This window comes from Escherichia sp. UTM R2 (assembly GCF_048593455.1).
Classification (GTDB): Bacteria; Pseudomonadota; Gammaproteobacteria; order Enterobacterales; family Enterobacteriaceae; genus Escherichia; species Escherichia coli.
This window is the reverse complement of record NZ_JBFWDY010000002.1, coordinates 674,777-700,592: the sequence shown is the minus strand read 5'-3', so window position 1 is coordinate 700,592 and position 25,816 is coordinate 674,777. Positions and strand designations below refer to the sequence as shown.

The 25,816-nt window shown below is 51.3% G+C and carries 24 protein-coding genes and 1 pseudogene; 11 read left to right on the top strand and 14 right to left on the bottom strand.

The features are described 5' to 3' along the window. The first annotated feature begins 68 nt into the window (after positions 1 to 68). Positions 69 to 953: an NADP(+)-dependent aldehyde reductase gene (yghA, locus tag AB4H76_RS04220; protein ID WP_000018760.1), complete on the top strand. Its 885-nt coding sequence runs from the start codon at positions 69 to 71 to the stop codon at positions 951 to 953. A 271-nt stretch (positions 954 to 1,224) separates the two neighbouring features. On the opposite strand, the gene exbD is transcribed toward yghA, so the two are convergent. Continuing rightward, positions 1,225 to 1,650, bottom strand: coding sequence for a TonB system transport protein ExbD (exbD, locus tag AB4H76_RS04215; protein WP_001240712.1), 426 nt, complete (start codon positions 1,648 to 1,650; stop codon positions 1,225 to 1,227). Between the two features lie 6 nt (positions 1,651 to 1,656). Beyond that, complete coding sequence (gene exbB, locus AB4H76_RS04210; RefSeq protein ID WP_000527844.1) at positions 1,657 to 2,391, bottom strand: tol-pal system-associated acyl-CoA thioesterase; 735 nt, start codon at positions 2,389 to 2,391, stop codon at positions 1,657 to 1,659. A 251-nt stretch (positions 2,392 to 2,642) separates the two neighbouring features. Between exbB and metC the strand changes: the two genes are divergently transcribed. Both metC and yghB read left to right on the top strand, forming a co-directional pair. Continuing rightward, entirely contained in the window at positions 2,643 to 3,830 is a 1,188-nt protein-coding gene (metC, locus tag AB4H76_RS04205; RefSeq protein WP_000763931.1) for a cystathionine beta-lyase, read from the top strand. 139 nt (positions 3,831 to 3,969) lie between these two features. Further along, entirely contained in the window at positions 3,970 to 4,629 is a 660-nt protein-coding gene (gene yghB / locus AB4H76_RS04200) for a DedA family general envelope maintenance protein YghB (protein WP_000268419.1), read from the top strand. Between the two features lie 39 nt (positions 4,630 to 4,668). Here the strand turns inward: yghB and yqhC are convergent, their stop codons facing one another. Continuing rightward, positions 4,669 to 5,568 (bottom strand): DNA-binding transcriptional regulator YqhC, encoded by a 900-nt coding sequence (yqhC, locus tag AB4H76_RS04195; protein WP_001298382.1) that lies wholly within the window; start codon positions 5,566 to 5,568, stop codon positions 4,669 to 4,671. 193 nt (positions 5,569 to 5,761) lie between these two features. Between yqhC and yqhD the strand changes: the two genes are divergently transcribed. The 4 genes from yqhD (at position 5,762) to yqhH (ending at position 9,291) form a co-directional block, all read left to right on the top strand. Beyond that, the gene (gene yqhD / locus AB4H76_RS04190; protein ID WP_001058802.1) at positions 5,762 to 6,925 is read left to right on the top strand and encodes an alcohol dehydrogenase; all 1,164 of its coding nucleotides are present in this window, start codon (positions 5,762 to 5,764) and stop codon (positions 6,923 to 6,925) included. Positions 6,926 to 7,029: 104 nt separating this feature from the next. Next, a complete protein-coding gene (dkgA, locus tag AB4H76_RS04185; RefSeq protein ID WP_000013149.1) occupies positions 7,030 to 7,857 on the top strand; it encodes a 2,5-didehydrogluconate reductase DkgA in 828 nt (275 codons plus the stop codon). A 199-nt stretch (positions 7,858 to 8,056) separates the two neighbouring features. Continuing rightward, complete coding sequence (locus AB4H76_RS04180) at positions 8,057 to 8,983, top strand: YbjP/YqhG family protein (protein ID WP_000691619.1); 927 nt, start codon at positions 8,057 to 8,059, stop codon at positions 8,981 to 8,983. A 50-nt stretch (positions 8,984 to 9,033) separates the two neighbouring features. Then, positions 9,034 to 9,291, top strand: a complete 258-nt coding sequence (yqhH, locus tag AB4H76_RS04175; RefSeq protein WP_000848528.1) for a lipoprotein YqhH — start codon at positions 9,034 to 9,036, stop codon at positions 9,289 to 9,291. A 42-nt stretch (positions 9,292 to 9,333) separates the two neighbouring features. On the opposite strand, the gene AB4H76_RS04170 is transcribed toward yqhH, so the two are convergent. From AB4H76_RS04170 to ygiW, 9 genes and pseudogenes are all read right to left on the bottom strand, one after another. Continuing rightward, a complete protein-coding gene (locus tag AB4H76_RS04170; protein WP_000095154.1) occupies positions 9,334 to 11,553 on the bottom strand; it encodes a YgiQ family radical SAM protein in 2,220 nt (739 codons plus the stop codon). Positions 11,554 to 11,663: 110 nt separating this feature from the next. Beyond that, complete coding sequence (ftsP, locus tag AB4H76_RS04165) at positions 11,664 to 13,076, bottom strand: cell division protein FtsP (protein ID WP_000059388.1); 1,413 nt, start codon at positions 13,074 to 13,076, stop codon at positions 11,664 to 11,666. Positions 13,077 to 13,150: 74 nt separating this feature from the next. After that, a complete protein-coding gene (gene plsC, locus AB4H76_RS04160) occupies positions 13,151 to 13,888 on the bottom strand; it encodes a 1-acylglycerol-3-phosphate O-acyltransferase (protein WP_000965722.1) in 738 nt (245 codons plus the stop codon). A gap of 233 nt (positions 13,889 to 14,121) precedes the next feature. Further along, on the bottom strand, positions 14,122 to 16,380 hold the full coding sequence (gene parC, locus AB4H76_RS04155; RefSeq protein ID WP_053266735.1) for a DNA topoisomerase IV subunit A: 2,259 nt from the start codon (positions 16,378 to 16,380) through the stop codon (positions 14,122 to 14,124). Between the two features lie 137 nt (positions 16,381 to 16,517). After that, positions 16,518 to 18,125: pseudogene (locus tag AB4H76_RS04150) on the bottom strand (ABC transporter substrate-binding protein). A gap of 132 nt (positions 18,126 to 18,257) precedes the next feature. Then, positions 18,258 to 18,653: a type II toxin-antitoxin system antitoxin MqsA gene (mqsA, locus tag AB4H76_RS04145; RefSeq protein WP_000650107.1), complete on the bottom strand. Its 396-nt coding sequence runs from the start codon at positions 18,651 to 18,653 to the stop codon at positions 18,258 to 18,260. A gap of 1 nt (position 18,654) precedes the next feature. Next, entirely contained in the window at positions 18,655 to 18,951 is a 297-nt protein-coding gene (gene mqsR, locus AB4H76_RS04140) for a type II toxin-antitoxin system toxin MqsR (RefSeq protein ID WP_000415584.1), read from the bottom strand. A gap of 204 nt (positions 18,952 to 19,155) precedes the next feature. Then, positions 19,156 to 19,638 (bottom strand): AraC family transcriptional regulator, encoded by a 483-nt coding sequence (locus AB4H76_RS04135; RefSeq protein WP_000183505.1) that lies wholly within the window; start codon positions 19,636 to 19,638, stop codon positions 19,156 to 19,158. Positions 19,639 to 19,690: 52 nt separating this feature from the next. Further along, positions 19,691 to 20,083 (bottom strand): OB fold stress tolerance protein YgiW, encoded by a 393-nt coding sequence (ygiW, locus tag AB4H76_RS04130; RefSeq protein ID WP_000712658.1) that lies wholly within the window; start codon positions 20,081 to 20,083, stop codon positions 19,691 to 19,693. 151 nt (positions 20,084 to 20,234) lie between these two features. Here ygiW and qseB point away from each other — a divergent pair, with 151 nt between their 5' ends. Together qseB and qseC are read left to right on the top strand one after the other, a co-directional pair. Further along, complete coding sequence (gene qseB / locus AB4H76_RS04125) at positions 20,235 to 20,894, top strand: quorum sensing response regulator transcription factor QseB (protein WP_001221493.1); 660 nt, start codon at positions 20,235 to 20,237, stop codon at positions 20,892 to 20,894. Next, the gene (gene qseC, locus AB4H76_RS04120; protein ID WP_000673402.1) at positions 20,891 to 22,240 is read left to right on the top strand and encodes a quorum sensing histidine kinase QseC; all 1,350 of its coding nucleotides are present in this window, start codon (positions 20,891 to 20,893) and stop codon (positions 22,238 to 22,240) included. The genes qseB and qseC overlap by 4 nt, the downstream gene beginning before the upstream one ends. A 45-nt stretch (positions 22,241 to 22,285) precedes the next feature. Here qseC and AB4H76_RS04115 read toward each other — a convergent pair whose 3' ends face one another. Beyond that, positions 22,286 to 22,618, bottom strand: a complete 333-nt coding sequence (locus AB4H76_RS04115) for a DUF2645 family protein (protein WP_000917684.1) — start codon at positions 22,616 to 22,618, stop codon at positions 22,286 to 22,288. A 318-nt stretch (positions 22,619 to 22,936) separates the two neighbouring features. Here AB4H76_RS04115 and mdaB point away from each other — a divergent pair, with 318 nt between their 5' ends. Further along, positions 22,937 to 23,518, top strand: a complete 582-nt coding sequence (mdaB, locus tag AB4H76_RS04110; protein ID WP_077492296.1) for an NADPH:quinone oxidoreductase MdaB — start codon at positions 22,937 to 22,939, stop codon at positions 23,516 to 23,518. A gap of 30 nt (positions 23,519 to 23,548) precedes the next feature. Next, on the top strand, positions 23,549 to 23,863 hold the full coding sequence (locus AB4H76_RS04105; RefSeq protein ID WP_000958598.1) for a putative quinol monooxygenase: 315 nt from the start codon (positions 23,549 to 23,551) through the stop codon (positions 23,861 to 23,863). 47 nt (positions 23,864 to 23,910) lie between these two features. Here the strand turns inward: AB4H76_RS04105 and parE are convergent, their stop codons facing one another. Beyond that, complete coding sequence (parE, locus tag AB4H76_RS04100) at positions 23,911 to 25,803, bottom strand: DNA topoisomerase IV subunit B (RefSeq protein ID WP_000195296.1); 1,893 nt, start codon at positions 25,801 to 25,803, stop codon at positions 23,911 to 23,913. Positions 25,804 to 25,816: the final 13 nt, after the last annotated feature.

Here is a 25,816-nt window from a genome sequence, read left to right as displayed (position 1 = left end):
TGGTTCCCTTATCAACGCATCGAGAACGTCTACCCTTAAAGGACGTTGAACCTGAAGGGAGAAAAACGATGTCTCATTTAAAAGACCCGACCACGCAGTATTACACTGGTGAATATCCCAAACAGAAACAACCGACGCCAGGCATCCAGGCGAAGATGACACCGGTACCGGATTGCGGCGAGAAAACCTATGTTGGTAGCGGTCGCCTGAAAGATCGTAAAGCACTGGTGACAGGGGGCGATTCCGGAATAGGTCGCGCTGCCGCCATCGCTTACGCGCGTGAAGGGGCTGACGTGGCGATCAGTTATCTTCCCGTGGAAGAAGAAGACGCTCAGGATGTGAAAAAGATCATTGAAGAATGCGGACGCAAAGCCGTTCTGCTGCCAGGCGATTTAAGCGATGAGAAATTTGCCCGTTCGCTGGTTCACGAAGCGCACAAGGCGTTAGGCGGGCTGGATATTATGGCGCTGGTCGCCGGGAAACAGGTTGCCATTCCGGATATTGCAGACCTCACCAGCGAACAGTTTCAAAAGACCTTTGCCATTAACGTTTTCGCGCTGTTCTGGCTAACCCAGGAAGCGATCCCCCTGCTACCGAAAGGTGCAAGTATCATCACCACTTCGTCAATCCAGGCATACCAGCCAAGTCCGCATTTACTGGACTATGCGGCTACGAAGGCGGCGATTCTGAACTACAGCCGTGGCTTGGCAAAACAGGTCGCGGAGAAAGGTATTCGGGTGAATATTGTCGCGCCAGGCCCGATCTGGACAGCACTGCAAATTTCCGGCGGACAAACGCAGGATAAGATCCCGCAGTTTGGTCAGCAAACGCCGATGAAACGTGCGGGGCAACCGGCGGAACTGGCCCCTGTATATGTTTATCTGGCAAGTCAGGAGTCGAGCTACGTCACCGCAGAAGTGCACGGCGTGTGCGGCGGCGAGCATTTAGGTTAAAAAAATGCCCGGTTGTGAAAAGCAACCGGGCATCATTGTGAATTCACTCTTACCTGATGTGGCGAAAACGCCTTATCCGCCTACAAACGCATGAAGATTCAACATGTTGCAATAGATTTTGTAGGCCTGATAAGCGTAGCGCATCAGGCATTGAGCACCTAATGCCGGATGCGTCGTGAACGCCTTATCCGGCCTACAAACGCACGAAGATTCAACATGTTGCAATAGATTTTGTAGGCCTGATGAGCGTAGCGCATCAGGCAATTCTACTTTACTTCGCTTTGGCGGTTTCTTCGCCGACCAGACCTATCTTCAGGTAACCCGCCTGATGCAGCGTATCCATTACCTTCATCAACGTCTCGTAATCGACGGTTTTGTCCGCTCGGAAGAAGATGGTGGTGTCTTTCTTGCCTTCGGTTAACGCATTCAACGCCGTAATCATTGTTTCATCGGTGACCGGATCGTTACCGATAAACATCGAGTTGTCTGCCTTCACCGACAGATAAACCGGTTTTTCCGGGCGCGGCTGCGGCGTGCTGGTAGAAGCAGGCAAGTTCACCTTCACATCTACCGTCGCTAACGGTGCCGCCACCATAAAGATAATCAGCAGAACCAACATCACGTCGATAAACGGCGTCACGTTGATATCATGCATTTCGCCGTTATCGTCGAGGTTTTCGTTAAGATGCATTGCCATCGGATATTATCCTGCGCGTAATTTTTGTGCGACACGAACCGGATGCGCAGCGGCGCTGGCTTCCAGATCCAGGTCACGGCTTTGCAGCAACAATACCTGCGCTGCAACATCACCCAGCATCGCTTTAAAGCCGCCAATCTGGCGTGCAAATACGTTATAGATAACGACCGCAGGAATCGCTGCCACGAGGCCGATTGCCGTTGCTAACAGAGCTTCTGCGATACCCGGCGCAACGACTGCCAGGTTAGTGGTCTGCGTTTGCGCGATACCAATAAAGCTGTTCATGATGCCCCAGACCGTACCAAACAGACCAACGAACGGAGAAATCGCGCCGATGGTTGCCAGATAGCCGTTACCGCGGCCCATTTGACGACCCACTGCGGCGACCCGACGCTCCAGACGGAAGCTGGTACGTTCTTTAATACCTTCGTTATCGTCGCTGCCTTCTGACAGTTCCAGCTCATTCTGCGCTTCATTGAGCAAATGCAGGCTTAAGCTTTTGCTACCAAAATCAGCGGCGATATCGTTGGCCTGGTTTAAGGAACGCGCTTCAGCCAGCAGTTGCTGCTCGCGCTTAAGGCGACGCTTCTGATTGAAGAATTCTACGCTCTTACTGAAGAAGATTGCCCAAGTGACTACGGAGGCCAAAATAAGCCCAATCATCACGCACTTAACGACAATATCGGCGTGCTGATACATACCCCAGACGGAAAGGTCCGTCTGCATCAAATTATTACCCACTGTGTATCTCCAGGACGCAAGTCACAAAATCTGCGCATAATAATATCAAAATGACGTCGAATTGATAGTCGTTCTCATTACTATTTGCATACTGCCGTACCTTTGCTTTCTTTTCCTTGCGTTTACGCAGTAAAAAAGTCACCAGCACGCCATTTGCGAAAATTTTCTGCTTTATGCCAATTCTTCAGGATGCGCCCGCGAATATTCATGCTAGTTTAGACATCCAGACGTATAAAAACAGGAATCCCGACATGGCGGACAAAAAGCTTGATACTCAACTGGTGAATGCAGGACGCAGCAAAAAATACACTCTCGGCGCGGTAAATAGCGTGATTCAGCGCGCTTCTTCGCTGGTCTTTGACAGTGTGGAAGCCAAAAAGCACGCGACGCGCAATCGCGCCAATGGCGAGTTGTTCTATGGACGGCGCGGAACGTTAACCCATTTCTCCTTACAACAAGCGATGTGTGAACTGGAAGGTGGCGCAGGCTGCGCGCTATTTCCCTGCGGGGCGGCAGCGGTTGCTAATTCGATTCTTGCTTTTGTCGAACAGGGCGATCATGTGTTGATGACCAACACCGCCTATGAACCGAGTCAGGATTTCTGTAGCAAAATCCTCAGCAAACTGGGCGTAACGACATCGTGGTTTGATCCGCTGATTGGTGCCGATATCGTTAAGCATCTGCAGCCAAACACTAAAATCGTGTTTCTGGAATCGCCAGGCTCCATCACTATGGAAGTCCACGACGTTCCGGCGATTGTTGCCGCCGTACGCAGTGTGGTGCCGGATGCCATCATTATGATCGACAACACCTGGGCAGCCGGTGTGCTGTTTAAGGCGCTGGATTTTGGCATCGATGTTTCTATTCAGGCCGCCACCAAATATCTGGTTGGGCATTCAGATGCGATGATTGGCACTGCGGTGTGCAATGCCCGTTGCTGGGAGCAGCTACGGGAAAATGCCTATCTGATGGGCCAAATGGTCGATGCAGATACCGCCTATATAACCAGCCGTGGTCTGCGTACTTTGGGTGTGCGTTTGCGTCAACATCATGAAAGCAGTCTGAAAGTGGCTGAATGGCTGGCAGAACATCCGCAAGTTGCGCGAGTTAACCACCCTGCTCTGCCTGGCAGTAAAGGACACGAATTCTGGAAACGAGACTTTACAGGTAGCAGCGGGCTATTTTCCTTTGTGCTTAAGAAAAAACTCAGTAATGAAGAGCTGGCGAACTATCTGGATAACTTCAGTTTATTCAGCATGGCCTACTCGTGGGGCGGGTATGAATCGTTGATCCTGGCGAATCAACCAGAACATATCGCCGCCATTCGCCCACAAGGCGAGATCGATTTTAGCGGGACCTTGATTCGCCTGCATATTGGTCTGGAAGATGTCGACGATCTGATTGCCGATCTGGACGCCGGTTTTGCGCGAATTGTATAACATTGCCACTTTTGGACAATTTTGCAGACATTTTATTGTGAAAAGTCTTAAATTGTTGCGTCCGGGATCAAGGCGTCCCGGACGATTCAGGAGTACAATAGGCAGATAAAGGCTTAAACGCTGTTCCACAGGAAAGTCCATGGCTGTTATTCAAGATATCATCGCTGCGCTCTGGCAACACGACTTTGCCGCGCTGGCGGATCCTCATATTGTTAGCGTTGTTTACTTTGTCATGTTTGCCACGCTGTTTTTAGAAAACGGCCTGCTGCCCGCCTCATTTTTGCCAGGCGACAGCTTGTTGATACTGGCAGGCGCATTGATTGCCCAGGGGGTTATGGATTTTCTGCCTACGATTGCGATTCTGACCGCCGCAGCAAGTCTGGGCTGCTGGCTAAGTTATATTCAGGGGCGCTGGTTAGGGAATACCAAAACGGTGAAAGGCTGGCTGGCACAGCTTCCTGCTAAATATCACCAGCGCGCCACCTGCATGTTTGACCGCCACGGTCTGCTGGCGCTGCTGGCTGGACGTTTTCTTGCATTTGTCCGTACGCTGCTGCCAACCATGGCGGGAATTTCCGGTCTGCCAAACCGCCGCTTCCAGTTTTTCAACTGGTTAAGTGGATTGCTGTGGGTCAGCGTGGTAACCAGTTTTGGCTATGCCTTAAGTATGATTCCGTTCGTTAAACGCCATGAAGATCAGGTAATGACGTTCCTGATGATCCTGCCAATTGCCTTGTTAACCGCTGGCTTGTTAGGCACGCTGTTTGTGGTGATTAAAAAAAAATACTGTAACGCCTGACGATTTTCCCCGTTCCCGGTTGCTGTACCGGGAACGTATTTAATTCCCCTGCATCGCCCGCATTCTTGCCGCATCTTCCCCCGGCGTCACACCGAAGTAACGTTTAAACTCACGGCTAAATTGCGATGCGCTTTCATAGCCGACGCGCATCGCTGCTGCGCTGGCCTTCATGCCGTCATGGATGATCATCATCCGCGCCTTATGCAGACGGTAATTCTTCAAATACTGCAACGGCGAGGTGCTGGTGACAGACTTAAAATTATGGTGGAACGCCGATACGCTCATGTTGGCTTCTGCCGCCAGTTGCTCGACGCTCAGGTTTTCGGTGTATTTATTCTCAATCCGTTTCAGCACGCGGCTAATCAGACTGAAGTGAGTCTGGCGACTGACCAGCGCCAGTAACGCGCCGCCGCAAGGTCCGGTCAGCACGTAGTACAGAATTTCGCGGATGATCTGTTTGCCGAGAATACGCGCATCCAGTGGTCGCTCCATCACGTCGAGTAACCGCTCCGCCGCGCATAAAATCTCTTCTGATAACGTGGCGGAGTTAATCCCGCTGGCTGCCATCGACGGCTGGAAATGCTCATCTTCGCCAATGTCCATCAACAGTTCCTGTAACTGCAAAATATCGACATTGAGACGCAACCCTGCCAGCGGCACCTCTGACGTGGCATAGGTTTCGCACTCAAACGGCAACGGCACCGTCAGCAGCAGGTATTCATTGGCATCATAACGAAACACGCGTTCATTGATATAACCGATTTTATGCCCGGAAAAGAGAATTATGATGCCAGGCTCGTACATCACCGGTGTACGTGCGAAAGGTGTCTCGCCATACAACAAACGCACATCGGGCAACAGTTCTGACAAACTATTTTCTTTATTTTTCAGTTTATTAACTTTATCCGCCAGCAAGCGGCAAATCTCTTCACGTTTCATATCGCGTAATTTCTTAGGAATAATGCGGCAATTTGATTGTGCGCAATTTTGTAGCATTTCTCCAGCACTCTGGAGAAATAGGCAAGACATTGGCAGAAATGAGCATTGAGAGCCAGGGCGCTGGCGATCACAATGAAAAACATCAGGCAGATCGTTCTCTGCCCTCATATTGGCCCAGCAAAGGGAGCAAGTAATGAACAACTTTAATCTGCACACCCCAACCCGCATTCTGTTTGGTAAAGGCGCAATCGCTGGTTTACGCGAACAAATTCCTCACGATGCTCGCGTATTGATTACCTACGGCGGCGGCAGCGTGAAAAAAACCGGCGTTCTCGATCAAGTTCTGGATGCCCTGAAAGGCATGGACGTGCTGGAATTTGGCGGTATTGAGCCAAACCCGGCTTATGAAACGCTGATGAACGCCGTGAAACTGGTTCGCGAACAGAAAGTGACTTTCCTGCTGGCGGTTGGCGGCGGTTCTGTACTGGACGGCACCAAATTTATCGCCGCAGCGGCTAACTATCCGGAAAATATCGATCCGTGGCACATTCTGCAAACGGGCGGTAAAGAGATTAAAAGCGCCATCCCGATGGGCTGTGTGCTGACGCTGCCAGCAACCGGTTCAGAATCCAACGCAGGCGCGGTGATCTCCCGTAAAACCACAGGCGACAAGCAGGCGTTCCATTCTGCCCATGTTCAGCCGGTATTTGCCGTGCTCGATCCGGTTTATACCTACACCCTGCCGCCGCGTCAGGTGGCTAACGGCGTAGTGGACGCCTTTGTACACACCGTGGAACAGTATGTTACCAAACCGGTTGATGCCAAAATTCAGGACCGTTTCGCAGAAGGCATTTTGCTGACGCTAATCGAAGATGGTCCGAAAGCCCTGAAAGAGCCAGAAAACTACGATGTGCGCGCCAACGTCATGTGGGCGGCGACTCAGGCGCTGAACGGTTTGATTGGCGCTGGCGTACCGCAGGACTGGGCAACGCATATGCTGGGCCACGAACTGACTGCGATGCACGGTCTGGATCACGCGCAAACACTGGCTATCGTCCTGCCTGCACTGTGGAATGAAAAACGCGATACCAAGCGCGCTAAGCTGCTGCAATATGCTGAACGCGTCTGGAACATCACTGAAGGTTCCGATGATGAGCGTATTGACGCCGCGATTGCCGCAACCCGCAATTTCTTTGAGCAATTAGGCGTGCCGACCCACCTCTCCGACTACGGTCTGGACGGCAGCTCCATCCCGGCTTTGCTGAAAAAACTGGAAGAGCACGGCATGACCCAACTGGGCGAAAATCATGACATTACGTTGGATGTCAGCCGCCGTATATACGAAGCCGCCCGCTAAGCTTTTTACGCCTCAAACTTTCGTTTTCGGGCATTTCGTCCAGACTTAAGTTCACAACACCTCACCGGAGCCTGCTCCGGTGAGTTCATATAAAGGAGGAACGTATGGCTAATCCAACCGTTATTAAGCTACAGGATGGCAATGTCATGCCCCAGCTGGGACTGGGCGTCTGGCAAGCAAGTAATGAGGAAGTAATCACCGCCATTCAAAAAGCGTTAGAAGTGGGTTATCGCTCGATTGATACCGCCGCGGCCTACAAGAACGAAGAAGGTGTCGGCAAAGCCCTGAAAAATGCCTCAGTCAACAGAGAAGAACTGTTCATCACCACTAAGCTGTGGAACGACGACCACAAGCGCCCCCGCGAAGCCCTGCTCGACAGCCTGAAAAAACTCCAGCTTGATTATATCGACCTCTACTTAATGCACTGGCCCGTTCCCGCTATCGACCATTATGTCGAAGCATGGAAAGGCATGATCGAATTGCAAAAAGAGGGATTAATCAAAAGCATCGGCGTGTGCAACTTCCAGATCCATCACCTGCAACGCCTGATTGATGAAACTGGCGTGACGCCTGTGATAAACCAGATCGAACTTCATCCGCTGATGCAACAACGCCAGCTACACGCCTGGAACGCGACACACAAAATCCAGACCGAATCCTGGAGCCCATTAGCGCAAGGAGGGAAAGGCGTTTTCGATCAGAAAGTCATTCGCGATCTGGCAGATAAATACGGCAAAACCCCGGCGCAGATTGTTATCCGCTGGCATCTGGATAGCGGCCTGGTGGTGATCCCGAAATCGGTCACACCTTCACGTATTGCCGAAAACTTTGATGTCTGGGATTTCCGTCTCGACAAAGACGAACTCGGCGAAATTGCAAAACTCGATCAGGGCAAGCGTCTCGGTCCCGATCCTGACCAGTTCGGCGGCTAACATGCAAATTCTCCCGGTGGCGGTAATGTTCCGCTACCGGACTTTTCAGAAATCATTTATTCCCCTCGCGTCCCGCCCGTTGTTACTCTTCCTTGTTCAGGAATGCCAAATATAAGGACATCATCATGCAGAGCCGGAAGCTCTTAAAAGAACAACTCATCTATATCCGGGATAAACGCAACGGAGAGGTGAAAAACAGATGAAAATAATACTTCTGTTTTTAGCAGCCCTGGCAAGTTTTACCGTACACGCACAGCCCCCCTCACAGACCGTAGAACAAACAGTCCGGCATATTTATCAGAACTATAAATCAGATGCCACTGCCCCTTATTTTGGTGAAACCGGAGAGCGGGCGATAACTTCTGCGCGTATTCAACAGGCGCTTACCCTGAACGACAATCTTACGCTGCCGGGCAATATTGGCTGGCTGGATTATGATCCGGTTTGTGATTGTCAGGATTTTGGCGATCTGGTGCTAGAAAGCGTTGCGATAACCCAAACTGACGCCGATCATGCCGATGCCGTTGTGCGCTTTCGTATCTTTAAAGATGATAAAGAAAAGACCACGCAGACACTGAAAATGGTGGCGGAAAATGGTCGTTGGGTCATTGACGATATTGTCAGCAATCATGGCAGCGTCTTACAAGCAGTTAATAGCGAGAATGAAAAAACGCTGGCCGCTTTAGCTTCGTTGCAAAAAGAACAGCCGGAAGCCTTTGTTGCCGAACTCTTTGAACATATTGCTGATTATAGCTGGCCGTGGACGTGGGTGGTTTCCGACTCTTACCGCCAGGCGGTTAATGCCTTCTATAAAACCACCTTCAAGACGGCCAATAATCCCGATGAAGATATGCAAATAGAACGGCAATTTATTTACGACAATCCGATCTGTTTTGGCGAAGAGTCGCTATTTTCACGCGTTGATGAAATTCGAGTCCTGGAGAAAACCGCCGATTCCGCCCGCATTCATGTTCGTTTTACGCTGACCAATGGCAACAACGAAGAGCAAGAACTGGTTTTACAGCGGCGCGAAGGCAAGTGGGAAATCGCTGATTTTATCCGCCCGAACAGCGGCAGCCTACTTAAGCAGATTGAGGCAAAAACTGCCGCCAGATTAAAGCAATGAGCTGAATTAAATAACAATTAGCCGGAACAATAAATAAAAGGGAACACTATATGAAAACGATTTTCACCGTGGGAGCTGTTGTTCTGGCAACCTGCTTGCTCAGTGGCTGCGTCAATGAGCAAAAGGTCAATCAGCTGGCGAGCAATGTGCAAACATTAAATGCCAAAATCGCCCGGCTTGAGCAGGATATGAAAGCACTACGCCCACAAATCTATGCTGCCAAATCCGAAGCTAACAGAGCCAATACGCGTCTTGATGCTCAGGACTATTTTGATTGCCTGCGCTGCTTGCGTATGTACGCAGAATGATAAAAAAATCCCCGGTAGCGTGTCAGTTGCCGGGGATATTTTTTAACGTCCAACCGCCGCTTTAGGCCGTTTCTTCGCACCAGCATTCACCGGACGAGATTGCGTAGACGACGCTTTTTTTGCCGTAGCAGGCGTCTGACGCTGGGTCGCCATCGGCGTATGTTTCGTCAACGCCGGACGGGTATTGCGGTTCTGGCGACGAGCTTCACGCATCTCTTCAATGGTTGGCGCAGGCACTAAGCAATCGCGACGGCTACCAATCAGATGCTTTTTACCCATCGCTTCCAGCGCCTGGCGGATTAACGGCCAGTTTGCCGGATCGTGGTAACGCAACAACGCTTTATGCAAACGACGCTGCTTGTCGCCCTTCGGTACGAAGACGTCTTCACTCTTATAACCAATCTTCGCCAGCGGGTTTTTCCCGGTGTAATACATGGTGGTTGAGTTCGCCAGCGGCGATGGGTAGAAGTTCTGTACCTGGTCGAGACGGAAACGATGCTTTTTCAGCCACAGCGCCAGATTCACCATATCTTCATCACGCGTACCGGGGTGCGCGGAGATGAAATAGGGGATCAGATACTGCTCTTTACCTGCCTGTTTTGAGTAAGTATCGAACAGCTCTTTAAAGCGGTCATAGCTGCCCATGCCCGGCTTCATCATCTTCGATAACGGCCCTTCTTCGGTATGTTCCGGGGCAATCTTCAGATAACCGCCGACGTGATGGGTCGCCAGCTCTTTGATATAGCGTGGATCTTCCACGGCGATGTCATAACGTACGCCTGAGGCAATCAGGATCTTTTTAATGCCTTTCAGATCGCGAGCGCGGCGATAGAGGTTGATCGTCGGTTCGTGGTTAGTGTCCATATGCGGACAAATATCCGGGTAAACGCAGGACAAACGGCGACAAGTTTGCTCTGCGCGTGGCGATTTGCAGCGCAACATATACATGTTGGCAGTTGGCCCACCGAGATCGGAAATCACGCCCGTAAAACCTGGAACGGTGTCGCGGATCGCTTCAATCTCATTAATGATCGAATCTTCCGAACGGCTCTGAATAATGCGCCCTTCGTGCTCGGTGATAGAACAGAAAGAGCAGCCGCCAAAGCAGCCGCGCATAATGTTGACCGAGAAACGGATCATTTCGTAAGCCGGAATACGGGCATTGCCATAGGCCGGATGCGGCACGCGCTTGTACGGCAGCGCAAAGACGCTGTCCATCTCTTCGGTAGAAAGCGGAATAGCAGGCGGGTTGATCCACACATAGCGGTCGCCATGTTTTTGCATCAATGCGCGGGCGCAGCCTGGGTTAGTTTCGTGGTGCAGAATACGCGAAGCATGGGCGTACAGCACTTTATCGCCCTTCACTTTCTCGAAAGAAGGCAGCAACACGTAGGTTTTTTCCCACGGTTTCGGGCGCGGCGGCTGCACGGTTACGGCTTTGGCTTCCTGCTTTTTCGGCATCACCGGTTTGTTATCCGCACACGGCAAATCTTCGCCATACGGATGCGGTATCGGGTCGATTTTCCCAGGAGTATCAAGACGAGTAGAATCCACGCCGCTCCAGCCTAGCAACGCCTCTTTTACGATAATCGCGGTATTACGCACATCGCGGATTTCACTAATCGGCTCGCCCATCGCCAGACGGTGCGCCACCTCCACCAGCGGACGCTCACCGTTACCAAACATCAGCATGTCGGCTTTCGAATCCACCAGCACGGAACGGCGCACGGTATCGGACCAGTAATCATAATGTGCGGTACGGCGCAGACTAGCCTCAATACCGCCGAGGATCACCGGTACATCTTTCCACGCCTCTTTACAACGCTGGGTATAAACCAGTGTGGCGCGATCCGGGCGCTTACCCGCGACGTTATCCGGCGTGTAGGCATCGTCATGACGTAAACGGCGATCGGCGGTATAACGGTTGATCATCGAATCCATGTTGCCAGCAGTAACACCGAAAAACAGATTCGGTTTACCCAGACGCATGAAATCGTCTTTGCTGCTCCAGTCTGGCTGGGCGATGATCCCGACGCGAAAGCCCTGTGCTTCCAGCATACGACCGCAAATCGCCATCCCGAAGCTTGGGTGATCGACATACGCGTCGCCAGTAACCAAAATGATGTCGCAGCTATCCCAGCCAAGTTGATCCATCTCTTCACGAGACATCGGCAAAAACGGTGCCGGTCCAAAACAGGCGGCCCAGTACTGCGGCCAGGAGAACAGGTCGCGATCCGGTTGGATCAGGGAGATAGAGCTCATTTTGCTTCCAGAAATGATAAAAAAATAATCAAAGGCCGGGGATTATAAGCCGGAACGAAAGAGAAATCGAAAGGTATTCCATACTCGCCCTCCTCGGGCGAGTATGAAGATTACGGTACCGGATTGACCAACAGTTGCCCAATCGAGCCACGGTCCGCCATTTCCAGCGTCTGACTGTTGAAGTAGAACGGGAAGTGCGCCCAGGAAGGCTGACCGAAATAAACAAGCAGCTCCACTTGTCCGTCAACCCAAACGGTATCTTTCCAGCCTCTGTCTTCCGGGAACGGCATCGCGCCATTCACGTTACGGATCTGGAACATTACGCCTTCAATATGGAACGCTTGCGGCTCGTCCGCGCGTACCGTCCAGCGTTCCCACGTTCCTTGCTGCGCGGTGACATCAATACGGTTGACGTCCCACAGCTGTCCATTAATACCCGGGTCATCACCCAGACTGATATCGCGACTGCGAATTGGCGAACCAGCCATGATTTCAGTTGGCAGCAAGCGCATCGGAAGACTGTCTGTGACCAGCGGCAGAAGGCCGGTTGGGCGCAGCGTTAGCACCAGGGTAGAAACCAGAATACTGGATGGCTCAAAGAAGCCACGAATACGATCAACAATGCTCGCCGCTTCGCCACAGGTGATCGACACTTCATCGCCGTTGCTCATATCCACCAGAATCTCGCGGCGCTCGCCCGGTGCCAGCGAAAGTTGCTTCACCGATACAGGAGCAGGCAGGAATCCCTGATCGCCAGAAATCACATGTAACGGGCGACCATCGTTCATCTGTAGTTGATAGCGACGAGAGTTCGACGCGTTCAGCAGTCGCAAGCGCACCCAGCCACGCGAGACTTCAACGTACGGGCTTTGTACACCGTTAACCAGCAGCGTATCACCAACAAAGCCGCCGCTTCCCGGTTCGTTGTATTCTGGCGTACCAAAGTTATCCAGCCGTTTATCCTGGATAATGACCGGAAAATCATCCACACCATAATGGTTGGGGATAGGCAGCGACTTGCTGACTTCATCTTCCACCAGCCACATTCCGGCAAGGCCGTTATAGACCTGCTGAGCCGTGCGGTTGGGAGTATTGGCGTGATACCACAGAGTAGCTGCGTTCTGGCGAATGGGCAGTACGGGTGCCCAGTCAGCGTTTGGCGACATCATCCGTGCCGGACCGCCCATCAGCGGGCCTGGTACCTGTAGCCCGGCCACCGTCATTGAGACATTTTCTGTCAGGCGGTTGCTGTAAATAAGCTTAACATCGTCGCCCTTCCAGACGCGGATAGTCGGCCCCAGGTAACGACCATTGATTCCCCAGACCGACGCGCGTGTCCCTGGCGTAAATGACCAGTGCGCACGTTGTACAGTCATAAACAGCGGTTGCCCACGGCGAGATTCAAGTAGCGGCGGAACGGGTAGCGGTTGCTGTTGCCCGGCTGCGCTGGCCTTCAGGGGAACAGCGCCTGCACAAAGTGCAATCCCCGATGCCTGAATGAACTGACGCCGACTGAGTGACATATTTGCTCCATGTAAAACTGGCTAAAGTAATACCGTGCAGGAAAGTGTTCCCCGCAAAAATACAGATTGCCGACTTAAACTTTTCCGGCGGCTTCGCGTTCTGCGACTTCTTTATCGAGCTCGGCGATTTTTTGTTCCATTATCGAACGACAATGGGCAGCCAGCTCACGAACCTGATCTTTGCCATACTGACTGACGTCAATTGGCGGCAGCATTTCGACAATCACCAGACCGTTGTGCAGTCGATTAAGATTAATCTTATTCGAAGTTGTAGAGACGCACACGGGAATAATCGGGACGCCCGCCGCAATTGCCGCGTGAAATGCTCCAGTCTTGAACGGTAGCAGGCCGCGACCACGGCTGCGGGTTCCTTCCGGGAACATCCAGATGGAAATACGGCGTTTTTTGAAGTGATTCACTACTTCCGCAATGGTGCCGTGTGCTTTAGTGCGATTGTTTCTGTCGATCAATAAGTTGCCGGTTAACCAGTACAACTGCCCGAAGAAGGGGATCCACAGCAAGCTCTTTTTACCTACCGTCACCGTCGGCGGTTGCACGATGTTCGATGCTGTCACCATGTCATAGTTGTTCTGGTGGTTAGCGATATAGATAGCATTGCCGTAGCTTTCAGCGTCTGTAGGTTTACGGCACTCAACTTTCAGGCCAAACAGCGGCGCAAGACGGCCAAACATATGCCCAAAGGTGGCCACATGTTTCGGGTTACGCGGGCTGAAAAGGCAGTAAATGGAGCCGAATACACAGACTAAGATGCTGTAAATCACGGTAATAATAAGACGAAAGATATATAGCATAACACCCTCTGAAGGTCTGAGAGACTGGCATTGTACGTCACCTGAAATCAGGTTAGGGCATTGTTAAAAGCCGCTCTCTGGAAAAGCGTATTGTTAATCGCAACGCATGAATAAACAACGGTTTCAAGGGAATTTTTATCGTTTCCGGGGGTTGAATACGCTGCCGGATGACGACTTAACGTTTCATCCGGCGTTCCTTGCAAGCGGGAGGAAACAGCGCCCTCCCCGGCATATTACTCTTCGCTATCACCGCTGCTGGCACGGCGAGGAGAGTCGATCTCAACACGATCGATACGCTGCAAACCGCGCATCAACGTACCGCGGCGTCCACGTTCGCCAGTGACTTTCTGTAACTCTTCCGGGCGCAGTTTAATTTTGCGTTTCCCAACATGAATGGTCAGCGTGCTTTGCGGCGGCAGAACGTACAATTGCGCCAGACCATCTTCTCCACGCGCGGCTTCTGCCGATGGAATGTTGATAATCTTGTTGCCTTTGCCCTTCGACAGCTGCGGCAGATCACTTACCGGGAACATCAACATACGGCCTGCCTGAGTGATTGCCAGCAGCATATCGGAAGCATCTTCAATCACCACCGGCGGCATAACATGGGCATTTTCCGATAAGGTGATCAAAGCCTTACCTGCACGGTTACGCGCCACCAGATCGTTAAAGGTGCAGACGAAACCGTAACCCGCATCGGAAGCCATCAGCAGTTTCTGATCGTCGCTTTCCATCAGCATATGGTCAACGGTCGCCCCAGGCGGCAACGTTAATTTGCCGGTGAGCGGCTCGCCCTGACCACGCGCCGACGGCAGCGTAATCGGGTCAATGGCATAGCTACGACCGGTGGAATCAACAAACACTACCGGTTGGTTGCTCTTACCTTTCACCGCCGCTTTGAAGCTATCACCCGCTTTATAATTCAGGCCCGGCGCGTCGATATCATGGCCTTTAGCGCTGCGTACCCAGCCCATCTGCGACAGCACAATGGTGACAGGTTCAGACGGCAGCATGTCGTGCTCGCTCATCGCTTTCGCTTCTTCGCGTTCCTGCAACGGCGAACGACGATCGTCACCGTAGGCTTGCGCGTCTGCCTGCAGTTCTTTCTTCAGCAGGTTATTCATTTTACGCTCGGAAGCCAAAATGCCCTGCAACTGGTCGCGCTCTTTTTCCAGTTCACTCTGCTCACCGCGAATCTTCATCTCTTCCAGTTTGGCAAGATGACGCAGTTTCAGTTCGAGGATCGCTTCCGCCTGGGTTTCCGTAAGGCCAAACCGCGACATCAGCGCCGGTTTCGGTTCATCTTCATTACGAATGATCTCAATCACTTCGTCGATATTGAGAAACGCCACCAGCAAACCTTCGAGGATATGCAGGCGCTTGAGGACTTTCTCCAGACGATAGTTCAGTCGGCGGCGCACGGTATCGCGGCGGAACACCAGCCATTCGGAGAGGATTTCCAGCAGGTTTTTCACCGCCGGACGACCATCCAGACCGATCATATTAAGGTTAATACGATAGCTCTTTTCCAGATCGGTGGTAGCGAAGAGGTGGTTCATCACCTGATCCATATCCACGCGGTTGGAACGCGGCACAATCACCAGGCGGGTCGGGTTCTCGTGGTCAGATTCATCGCGCAGATCGTCAACCATCGGCAGCTTTTTGTTGCGCATTTGCGCAGCAATTTGCTCCAGTACGCGCGCACCTGAAACCTGATGCGGCAATGCGCTGATAACCACCGCGCCATCTTCTTTCTTCCACACCGCGCGCATACGCACTGAACCACGTCCGTTCTCGTAGATTTTACGGATCTCGGCGCGCGAAGTGATAATTTCCGCTTCAGTCGGATAATCCGGCCCCTGCACGATATCCAGCAGCTGATCGAGCGTGGTTTTCGGCTGGTCGATTAATGCGATTGCCGCCTGAGCCACTTCACGCAGGTTATGCGGTGGAATATCGGTCGCCATGCCGACGGCAATACCGGTGGTGCCGTTAAGCAAAATGTTTGGCAGACGGGCAGGTAGCATTTTCGGCTCCTGCAAAGTGCCGTCGAAGTTTGGCACCCAGTCAGCCGTCCCCTGCCCCAGCTCGCTCAATAGCAGCTCGGAATATTTCGACAACCGGGATTCGGTGTAACGCATTGCCGCGAACGATTTCGGATCGTCCGGCGCGCCCCAGTTCCCCTGACCATCAACCAGCGGATAACGGTAAGAGAACGGTTGCGCCATCAGGACCATCGCTTCATAACAGGCGCTATCGCCGTGCGGATGGTATTTACCCAGTACGTCACCGACGGTACGGGCCGATTTTTTAAATTTGGCGCTGGCATTCAGGCCCAGTTCAGACATCGCATACACAATGCGGCGCTGAACAGGTTTCAGACCATCACCAATAAACGGCAACGCACGGTCCATGATCACGTACATGGAGTAGTTTAAGTAGGCGTTTTCCGTAAATTCATGTAGCGCAAGGCGCTCTGCCATATCGCTCATTAATTCTGATTCCTCAACTTATTCGCCAGCCTTCAAAGGGGCAATATTGCCGGAGATACTACATTATCTGCCGCGTCGAGTCACAGGAGATCAGCGTGAATAGCGCCGCCGGACGTGCTCCGACGGCGATAAAGGCATCAATGTGCCTTGATATACAACTCTTTGCTGTAGACATAATCCTGGGGATTATGCAGCGGAAAACCGCCAACGTAGGGTTTAAGCAGTTTGATTAACGGCTGATAGTAGATAGGAATCAGCGGTGCCTGTTGGTTGATGATCACTTCTGCCTGCTGATACAACGCATTACGCTTTGTCGCATCAGTGATCTGCGTGGCCTGGTTTAGTAAGGCGTCATACTGCGCATTTTTCCAGTGACCGACGTTTTCTTCACTATCGCTTTTGAGCGTGTTCAGGAAGCTGGAAGCATCATTGTACGTCGCATCCCACGACTGCCGAGACAGCATGAAATCACCGGCTCGTCGGGCATCAAGATAGGTTTTCCACTCCATTGTGCGCAGCGTCACCTGTGCACCCAGCCATTTTTTCCATTCGGAAGACAACGCTATCGCGGTCTTTTCATGCAGATCGTACTTGTTGTAGAACAGCTCAAAGCGTAGCGGATGAGAGGCGTCGTATCCCGCCTGTTTCAGCAAGGCTTTTGCCATCGCGACGCGCTCACTCATTGGCTTTTGCAGTTCATCGAACGTCGTCGCGCTAAAGCCTTTTACCTCTGGCGGCGTCAGCGTGGTTGCGGGCGTTCTCAACCCCAGTACCTTTTGCGCAATAAGCTGTCGATCAACCGTAAGATATAGCGCCCGACGCACTCGCACATCGTTAAATGGCGGTTTCTCAAGGTTGAAGTTGTAATATTCGCTGTTCAGACGCGGAATAATTCGTAGCTCGCCAGGCAGTGATTTTTCAATGGCGGGAATTTGCTGCGCCGGAACCCAGGTGAGATCGACCTCTCCCGCGCGATAGCGGTTATAGCCGGTGACCGAATTATCTAGCGCCAGATACTCAACCTGTTGCAATACTGTATGTTGCGCATCGCGATACTTTGGATTTTTGCGTGCAGTAATCTTTTCGTTAACTACTCACTGATCAAGCACAAAGGCACCGTTGTAAACCATGTTCTCTGGCTTACTCCAGCTATCGCCATGTTTAGCGATGACATGATGAGGAACCGGGAACAGCGTCGGCCAGGCGAGCATCGTCGTGAACCAAGGAACCGGCTGCTCAAGCGTAACTTCAAGAGTACGATCATCCGTCGCTTTGACACCCAGCGATGTAACATCTGCTTTACCCGCAACAATAGCTGCGGCATTGTTAATGTGCGCCTGTGCCAGATAGCCAGCAAAAGGGCTTGCCGTTTTCGGGTCAACCGCGCGCTGCCAGCCGAGGACAAAATCCTCTGCCGTCAGAGGCTGACCGTCGGACCACTGCAAACCGCTACGCAGATGGAAAATATAGCGCTTGCCGCCGTCCAGTATCTCCCAGCGTTCAGCCTGAGCGGGCTGCACCTGGCCTTCACCGTCCATCCATACCAGACCTTCAAACAGATCCAGCACAATCTGCGCGGCAGTATTCTCCTCCACCTTTTGCGGGTCGAGCGTACCTGGGTCGCTATGATTGTTGTAACGAAAGACTTGTTGCGGGGCGAGCGGTGTGTTGGCGGGAACGTCAGCAGCGTAGAGAGGAGCCGCACTTACCAGGCTGACCAGCCATAATAAATTTCGCGTATACATGGTATTCCTTACCGGAGAAATTATAAGCCCAACAACAATACGCCTGTGGCATTGTTCGCTCAAACTTATCGCGAGTGATTTGGCTCACACTCCGGTAAAGAAAAAAGCGAGTTGCCCCCGCTTTTCCATTAATTAACGGATTTCATTCAATAGTTCTGGATGCTTATCCAGAACACGTAAAAGTTTGATTGTGGAAGGATGAGGTTGGGCATTGCCTTTTTCGTAACGCGAAAACGCATTTACACCTCCCCCAAAAATTTCGCTTGCCTCTTTTTGGGTAAGAGAGAGCTTTTTTCGAACCTTCACTATAAATTCAGGTGCCACTGTTTCGGCATTCACCGAAGCCCGAAATGCCTTTACTTGCGCCATGAAAGCATCTGACTCTTCTTTATTCATGATGCTCTCTTCGCAATGGACACAATATAAACCGTGGATACCTTTCAATACTGTTTTTCGTCCACGGAAGGTGTATGGAATATCTTTAATGCCAGAAACCATTTCTCCCTGGTGGCAAACCGGACATTTCATATTACTTCTCCTTAAACGAGACGATCAGTACGTCATGAATTACCGTAATTTTAAGATAAACCTGGCCTGTAACAAGCCTGGGTCTGTAAACATCCTGCCAGATAGTATGATCAGAGTAGGTGGTCATGCTTTTATAAAAGTCGCTCTCTGATAATCCAATGATAACATTACACATACCATCAAAATCCAAACCTAACTCATCTGCATTTAACAGGGCACTACGTGTTGTACGAACTTGCCCGGCATTGACAAGTTTTTTAACCTGACTCAAACGTGTATGTGGTGTGCGTTTTTCCATAACCCCCGCCTCCCTGTTACTTTAGTTATAACCTAAAAGGTTAATTACAGCAATGAAAAAGCACCTAAAAGGTTAGTTAGATGTACGGAGATAGTGACCACACAAAACGTATTCTTTAAGGAAAGTGATTGACCATATAAGAAAGTGGCGCATTAGTAGCGCCAGTTTGAAGCAGGAATTTATAAGGGAAGCTGGAGTCAGGCATCACGCCAACGGCACATAAACATCCGTTTCCAGTCGCTGCTCTGTCACCCCTTCGGCAAGATTGGTGTAGTGAAACAGAATCGGTGCTTTACGCATTTTCTCGCCGCTTGCAGGCAGCCAGTGGCGAATGATGCCCCATACCGTGTGTGAAATATCGTCCAGCTCGCCAACGTGGCGGGCCACGGCATAACGTCCACCGGTAAGTTCACCATTGCTCACACCATAACGATTATCGGGAATCGGTTCGCTAACGCTGCCGCAGATATCAAAGCGAAACGCTTCCGGTGCGGTGGTGGCAGGGTCGTCCCAGGCGACGCCAAAAGTCTGGCTTTGGTTAACAGGAGAAAGCCCCGTCTCTTTACGCCACATGATAAATTTCGCCACGCTGTAGTTGAGCAATTCAGGGCTACAGCGGTGCGGCAACATCGCCACAGGTATTGATGGGAAATCGATAATGTTTACATCCAGTGTCAGGTTTGTCATTTTGCCTCCCTGCGAAATTATTCCCGGGAACGCGTCCCGGGAGCGGTAACAATTACGGATTTACTTTGCGGATCTGTTTGACGTCAATTTCAACAGAATTCCAGTCTTTATCGACTTCACCCTGAATCTCAACCGTATCTTTCGGCGTCACCGTCACGCCGTTCCAGCGTTTGTGGTCGATATCAACATTGATAGTACCGCTGGCATCTTTGAACACGTAGAGATCGTCAGAGATGCGTTCAACGATATTGCCGCGCAGGGTTACCCAGGTGTCGTCACGCAGGGATTTTGCGCTTTCTACAGTCGTTACGCTGCCGTTCGGCCCCTGGAATCCTCCGGCCTGACTTTGCGTTGCCGATGGGCCAGAAAAACCGCCCTGCTCTGCTGCCATCACCGGTGCGCTGCACAGGGCCATTACTGCGATTACTGCTGCGAATTTTTTCATGTTTATTACTCCCTTTAATGTCTGTTTCCGAGCATTTAACAAGATAGTCCTTAACAACTTCTTAAGGGAAAAAAATAAAATTTAGTGCTGTACAGAGCGCGTTACAACACGGTTTACTGGCAGCAAATACGGTTATCGCAGGGATGAAAAAATGCGAATTTTACTGATAGAAGATGACATGCTGATTGGCGACGGCATCAAAACGGGCCTTAGTAAAATGGGTTTTAGCGTCGACTGGTTTACACAAGGTCGTCAGGGAAAAGAGGCGCTTTATAGCGCACCTTATGATGCGGTGATCCTGGATTTAACCTTACCAGGCATGGATGGTCGCGATATTTTGCGCGAATGGCGAGAAAAAGGTCAGCGTGAGCCGGTACTGATCCTGACCGCGCGCGATGCGCTGGCGGAACGTGTAGAAGGGCTGCGTCTGGGAGCTGACGATTATCTGTGTAAACCTTTTGCGTTGATAGAAGTCGCCGCCAGGCTGGAAGCTCTGATGCGCCGAACCAACGGCCAGGCCAGCAACGAGCTGCGCCACGGTAACGTCATGCTCGACCCCGGCAAACGTATCGCCACGCTGGCTGGCGAACCCTTAACACTGAAACCAAAAGAATTTGCCCTGCTGGAATTACTGATGCGTAACGCTGGTCGGGTACTGCCGCGCAAACTGATTGAAGAGAAACTGTATACCTGGGACGAAGAGGTCACCAGTAATGCCGTTGAAGTGCATGTGCATCATCTGCGACGCAAACTCGGTAGTGATTTTATTCGTACCGTGCATGGTATTGGTTACACATTAGGTGAGAAATGAAATTTACCCAACGTCTTAGTCTGCGCGTCAGGCTGACGCTAATCTTTTTAATTCTGGCCTCGGTGACCTGGCTGCTTTCCAGCTTTGTCGCCTGGAAACAAACAACGGATAACGTCGATGAATTGTTCGACACCCAACTGATGCTGTTTGCCAAGCGGTTAAGTACGCTCGATCTCAACGAAATCAACGCGGCGGATCGCATGGCACAGACGCCAAATAGATTAAAACACGGTCATGTTGATGACGATGCGCTGACCTTTGCCATCTTTACCCACGACGGCAGAATGGTCCTTAATGATGGCGATAACGGAGAAGATATTCCCTATAGCTATCAACGGGAAGGTTTTGCTGACGGGCAACTGGTCGGTGAAGACGATCCTTGGCGTTTTGTCTGGATGACCTCACCTGATGGCAAATATCGCATCGTTGTTGGCCAGGAATGGGAATACCGTGAAGACATGGCGCTGGCGATTGTTGCCGGGCAATTGATCCCGTGGCTGGTCGCACTGCCGATTATGTTAATCATCATGATGGTACTACTGGGTCGTGAACTCGCGCCGCTGAACAAACTGGCGCTGGCACTACGTATGCGTGACCCTGACTCGGAAAAACCACTAAACGCGACTGGCGTACCCAGCGAAGTGCGGCCACTGGTTGAGTCGCTAAATCAACTGTTCGCCCGCACACATGCGATGATGGTTCGTGAACGACGCTTTACCTCCGACGCAGCTCACGAACTTCGTAGCCCGTTAACGGCGCTGAAAGTGCAAACCGAAGTTGCGCAGCTCTCTGACGATGATCCGCAGGCGCGGAAAAAAGCACTGCTCCAATTACATTCCGGGATCGATCGCGCTACTCGTCTGGTTGATCAACTGCTCACGCTATCGCGGCTGGACTCACTGGATAACCTTCAGGACGTCGCGGAGATCCCGCTTGAAGATCTCCTGCAATCGTCGGTGATGGATATTTACCACACGGCGCAGCAGGCGAAAATTGACGTGCGACTGACACTCAATGCCCACAGCATCAAACGCACCGGGCAACCGCTATTGCTAAGTTTGTTGGTGCGAAATTTGCTGGATAACGCCGTGCGCTACAGTCCACAGGGCAGCGTGGTAGACGTCACGCTGAATGCTGATAATTTCATCGTGAGGGATAACGGCCCCGGTGTGACACCAGAGGCACTGGCGCGAATTGGCGAACGCTTCTATCGCCCACCCGGACAAACCGCTACCGGCAGCGGGCTTGGGCTATCGATTGTCCAGCGAATCGCCAAATTGCATGGCATGAATGTTGAATTTGGGAATGCGGAACAAGGTGGATTTGAGGCGAAGGTAAGCTGGTAACTTCTCTGTCTATGAGAGCCGTTAAAACGACTCTCATAGATTTTACTAATAGCAAAATATAAACCGTCCCCAAAAAAGCCACCAACCACAAACCAGACAAATACCGAGCGAGAATACATATACCCAAAACTCGAACATTTCCCGCATAAAGAGTTTTCTTAAGATAAGAATAATAAGTGGCGTAAGAAGAAAAAATGCTGCAATCATTGCTTGCAATATACGATCTTCGCCTGAAACGGAAGGTATACTGCAAATATTTCCTCCCGACTCAAGCATCCAGTCATACTTATTGAAAGCAAAAAAAGAATCTATTAACCAATAAGTAAGCATTATATATAGCAATGCTTCAAATATTGTTTTAATTTTCTGCTTTAACATATATCAGTACGCTCATAAAAATCCATTTATAATTATCAACATGACACGTTGATACTTTCATCTTTTACTTATTCAAAGCCATATTTTCAATCCCCAAAAAAACCGAACCAAACGTGTAAATTATTCCGGTGCGAGTAAGAATTATGAGGAATGGCTATCAGTATTGTCATTTTCAGAAAATATTTATCCTGCATCGGTGAGTCAGAGTAAGATCAGACTTTTGCTAAATTCGCAAAAGACTTTGCACATTTTGCTAATTTCACCGTACCGCTCTGTGACGTACTATAGTCGGCAAACGTCTCACCTTGAGGTTAAAAAATGAGCAACATCCTGATTATCAACGGCGCGAAAAAATTCGCCCACTCCAATGGTCAACTGAACGACACCCTGACCGAAGTCGCGGATGGCACACTGCGCGACCTTGGGCATGATGTCCGCATCGTTCGCGCCGACAGCGACTACGATGTCAAAGCGGAAGTACAAAACTTTCTCTGGGCTGATGTGGTGATCTGGCAGATGCCAGGCTGGTGGATGGGCGCGCCGTGGACAGTGAAAAAATATATTGATGATGTATTCACCGAAGGTCATGGAACGCTGTATGCCAGCGATGGCCGTACCCGCAAAGATCCGTCAAAAAAATACGGTTCCGGCGGCCTGGTACAGGGCAAAAAATATATGCTTTCTCTGACCTGGAACGCACCAATGGAAGCCTTCACCGAAAAAGCTCAATTCTTCCACGGCGTTGGCGTCGACGGTGTGTATCTGCCGTTCCATAAAGCAAACCAATTCCTTGGCATGGAACCGCTGCCGACATTTATCGCTAATGACGTGATAAAAATGCCTGATGTTCCCCGCTATACTGAAGAATATCGCAAGCATCTTGTGGAAATTTTTGGTTAACTAGAGCTCAGGCTTTAGAAGGAGTTAACCATGCTTACCGTAATCGCAGAAATCCGTACTCGTCCTGGTCAACATCACCGTCAGGCGGTATTGGATCAGTTTGCTAAAATCGTTCCAACCGTACTGAAAGAAGAAGGTTGCCACGGCTATGCGCCAATGGTGGATTGCGCTGCTGGCGTGAGTTTCCAGTCTATGGCACCGGATTCTATCGTGATGATTGAGCAGTGGGAAAGCATCGCGCACCTTGAAGCGCATCTGCAAACCCCGCACATGAAGGCGTACAGCGAAGCCGTAAAAGGCGACGTGCTGGAGATGAATATCCGCATCCTGCAACCTGGGATTTAAACCTGCCTTGTTTGCCCGGCCATCCTGACCGGGCAATGTTCTTTCCTTTAAACCTCAATCTCCGCCATGTCGCCTTTCTCTTGCAACCAGTTGCGGCGATCTTCCGAGCGTTTCTTCGCCAGCAGCATATCCATCATCGCGTCAGTACGCTGATCGTCTTCATCATCGATAGTCAACTGCACCAGACGGCGAGTGTTCGGATCAAGCGTGGTTTCGCGCAATTGCATCGGGTTCATTTCCCCGAGACCTTTAAAACGCTGGACGTTCGGCTTGCCTTTCTTGCGTTTTAATTGCTCAAGTACGCCTTCTTTCTCTTCTTCCGTCAGCGCGTAATAAACCTCTTTCCCGAGATCAATACGGTAGAGCGGTGGCAGTGCGACGTAAACGTGACCGTGTTTCACCAACGCGCGGAAGTGTTTTACGAACAAAGCGCAGAGCAGCGTGGCAATGTGCAGACCATCAGAGTCCGCATCCGCGAGGATACAGATTTTGCCATAACGAAGCTGGCTCAGATCGTCGCTGTCAGGATCGATACCGATCGCTACCGAAATATCATGCACTTCCTGCGAGGCCAGCACTTCGTCGGAAGAAACTTCCCAGGTGTTAAGGATCTTACCTTTCAGTGGCATGATCGCCTGATATTCGCGATCGCGCGCCTGCTTGGCAGATCCGCCTGCAGAGTCACCTTCCACAAGGAACAGTTCGGTACGGTTAAGATCCTGCGCGGTACAGTCAGCCAGTTTGCCAGGCAGCGCCGGGCCGCTGGTCAGCTTTTTACGCACCACTTTCTTAGCCGCACGCATACGACGCTGGGCGCTGGAAATCGCCATCTCTGCCAGCAACTCCGCCGCCTGAACGTTCTGGTTCAGCCACAGGATAAAGGCATCTTTCACCACGCCAGAAACGAATGCCGCGCACTGACGCGAAGAGAGACGCTCTTTGGTCTGCCCGGCAAACTGCGGATCCTGCATTTTTACTGACAGCACATAGGCGCAGCGATCCCAGATATCTTCCGCCGACAACTTTACACCGCGCGGCAGAATGTTGCGGTATTCACAGAACTCACGCATCGCGTCCAACAGGCCCTGACGCAGACCGTTAACGTGCGTACCGCCCTGCATCGTTGGGATAAGGTTGACGTAGCTTTCGGTCAGCAGTTCACCGCCTTCCGGCAGCCACAGTAGCGCCCAGTCCACAGCTTCAGTATCACCAGCGAAATTACCGATAAACGGTTTTTCTGGCAGCGTCGGTAAACCGTTTACCGCTTCCGCCAGGTAATCATTCAGACCGTCCTGATAGCACCAGCGCTGTTCGGTGTTGTTGATCTCATCTTTAAAGGTAATCTCAACGCCGGGGCACAGTACCGCTTTGGCTTTCAGCACATGCGTCAGGCGTGAAACAGAAAATCGCGGGCTGTCAAAGAAGGTTTCATCCGGCCAGAAGTGCACGCTGGTACCGGTATTGCGTTTACCGCAAGTGCCGACAACCTGTAAATCCTGCACCTTTTCGCCATTTTCAAAGGCGATGTTATAAACCTGACCATCGCGGCGCACGTTAACTTCAACGCGCTTCGACAGGGCGTTAACCACCGAAATCCCCACGCCATGCAGGCCGCCAGAGAACTGGTAATTTTTGTTAGAGAATTTACCGCCCGCGTGCAAACGGCAAAGAATCAGTTCAACCGCCGGTACACCCTCTTCCGGGTGAATATCCACCGGCATCCCGCGCCCATCGTCAATCACTTCTAACGACTGGTCAGCATGTAAGATTACGTCCACGCGTTTTGCGTGACCCGCCAGTGCTTCATCGACACTGTTATCAATAACTTCTTGCCCCAAATGGTTAGGGCGAGTGGTATCGGTATACATCCCCGGACGGCGGCGAACCGGCTCAAGCCCGGTGAGTACCTCAATGGCATCAGCGTTATAAGTTTGCGTCATGGTTTAAGTTAGC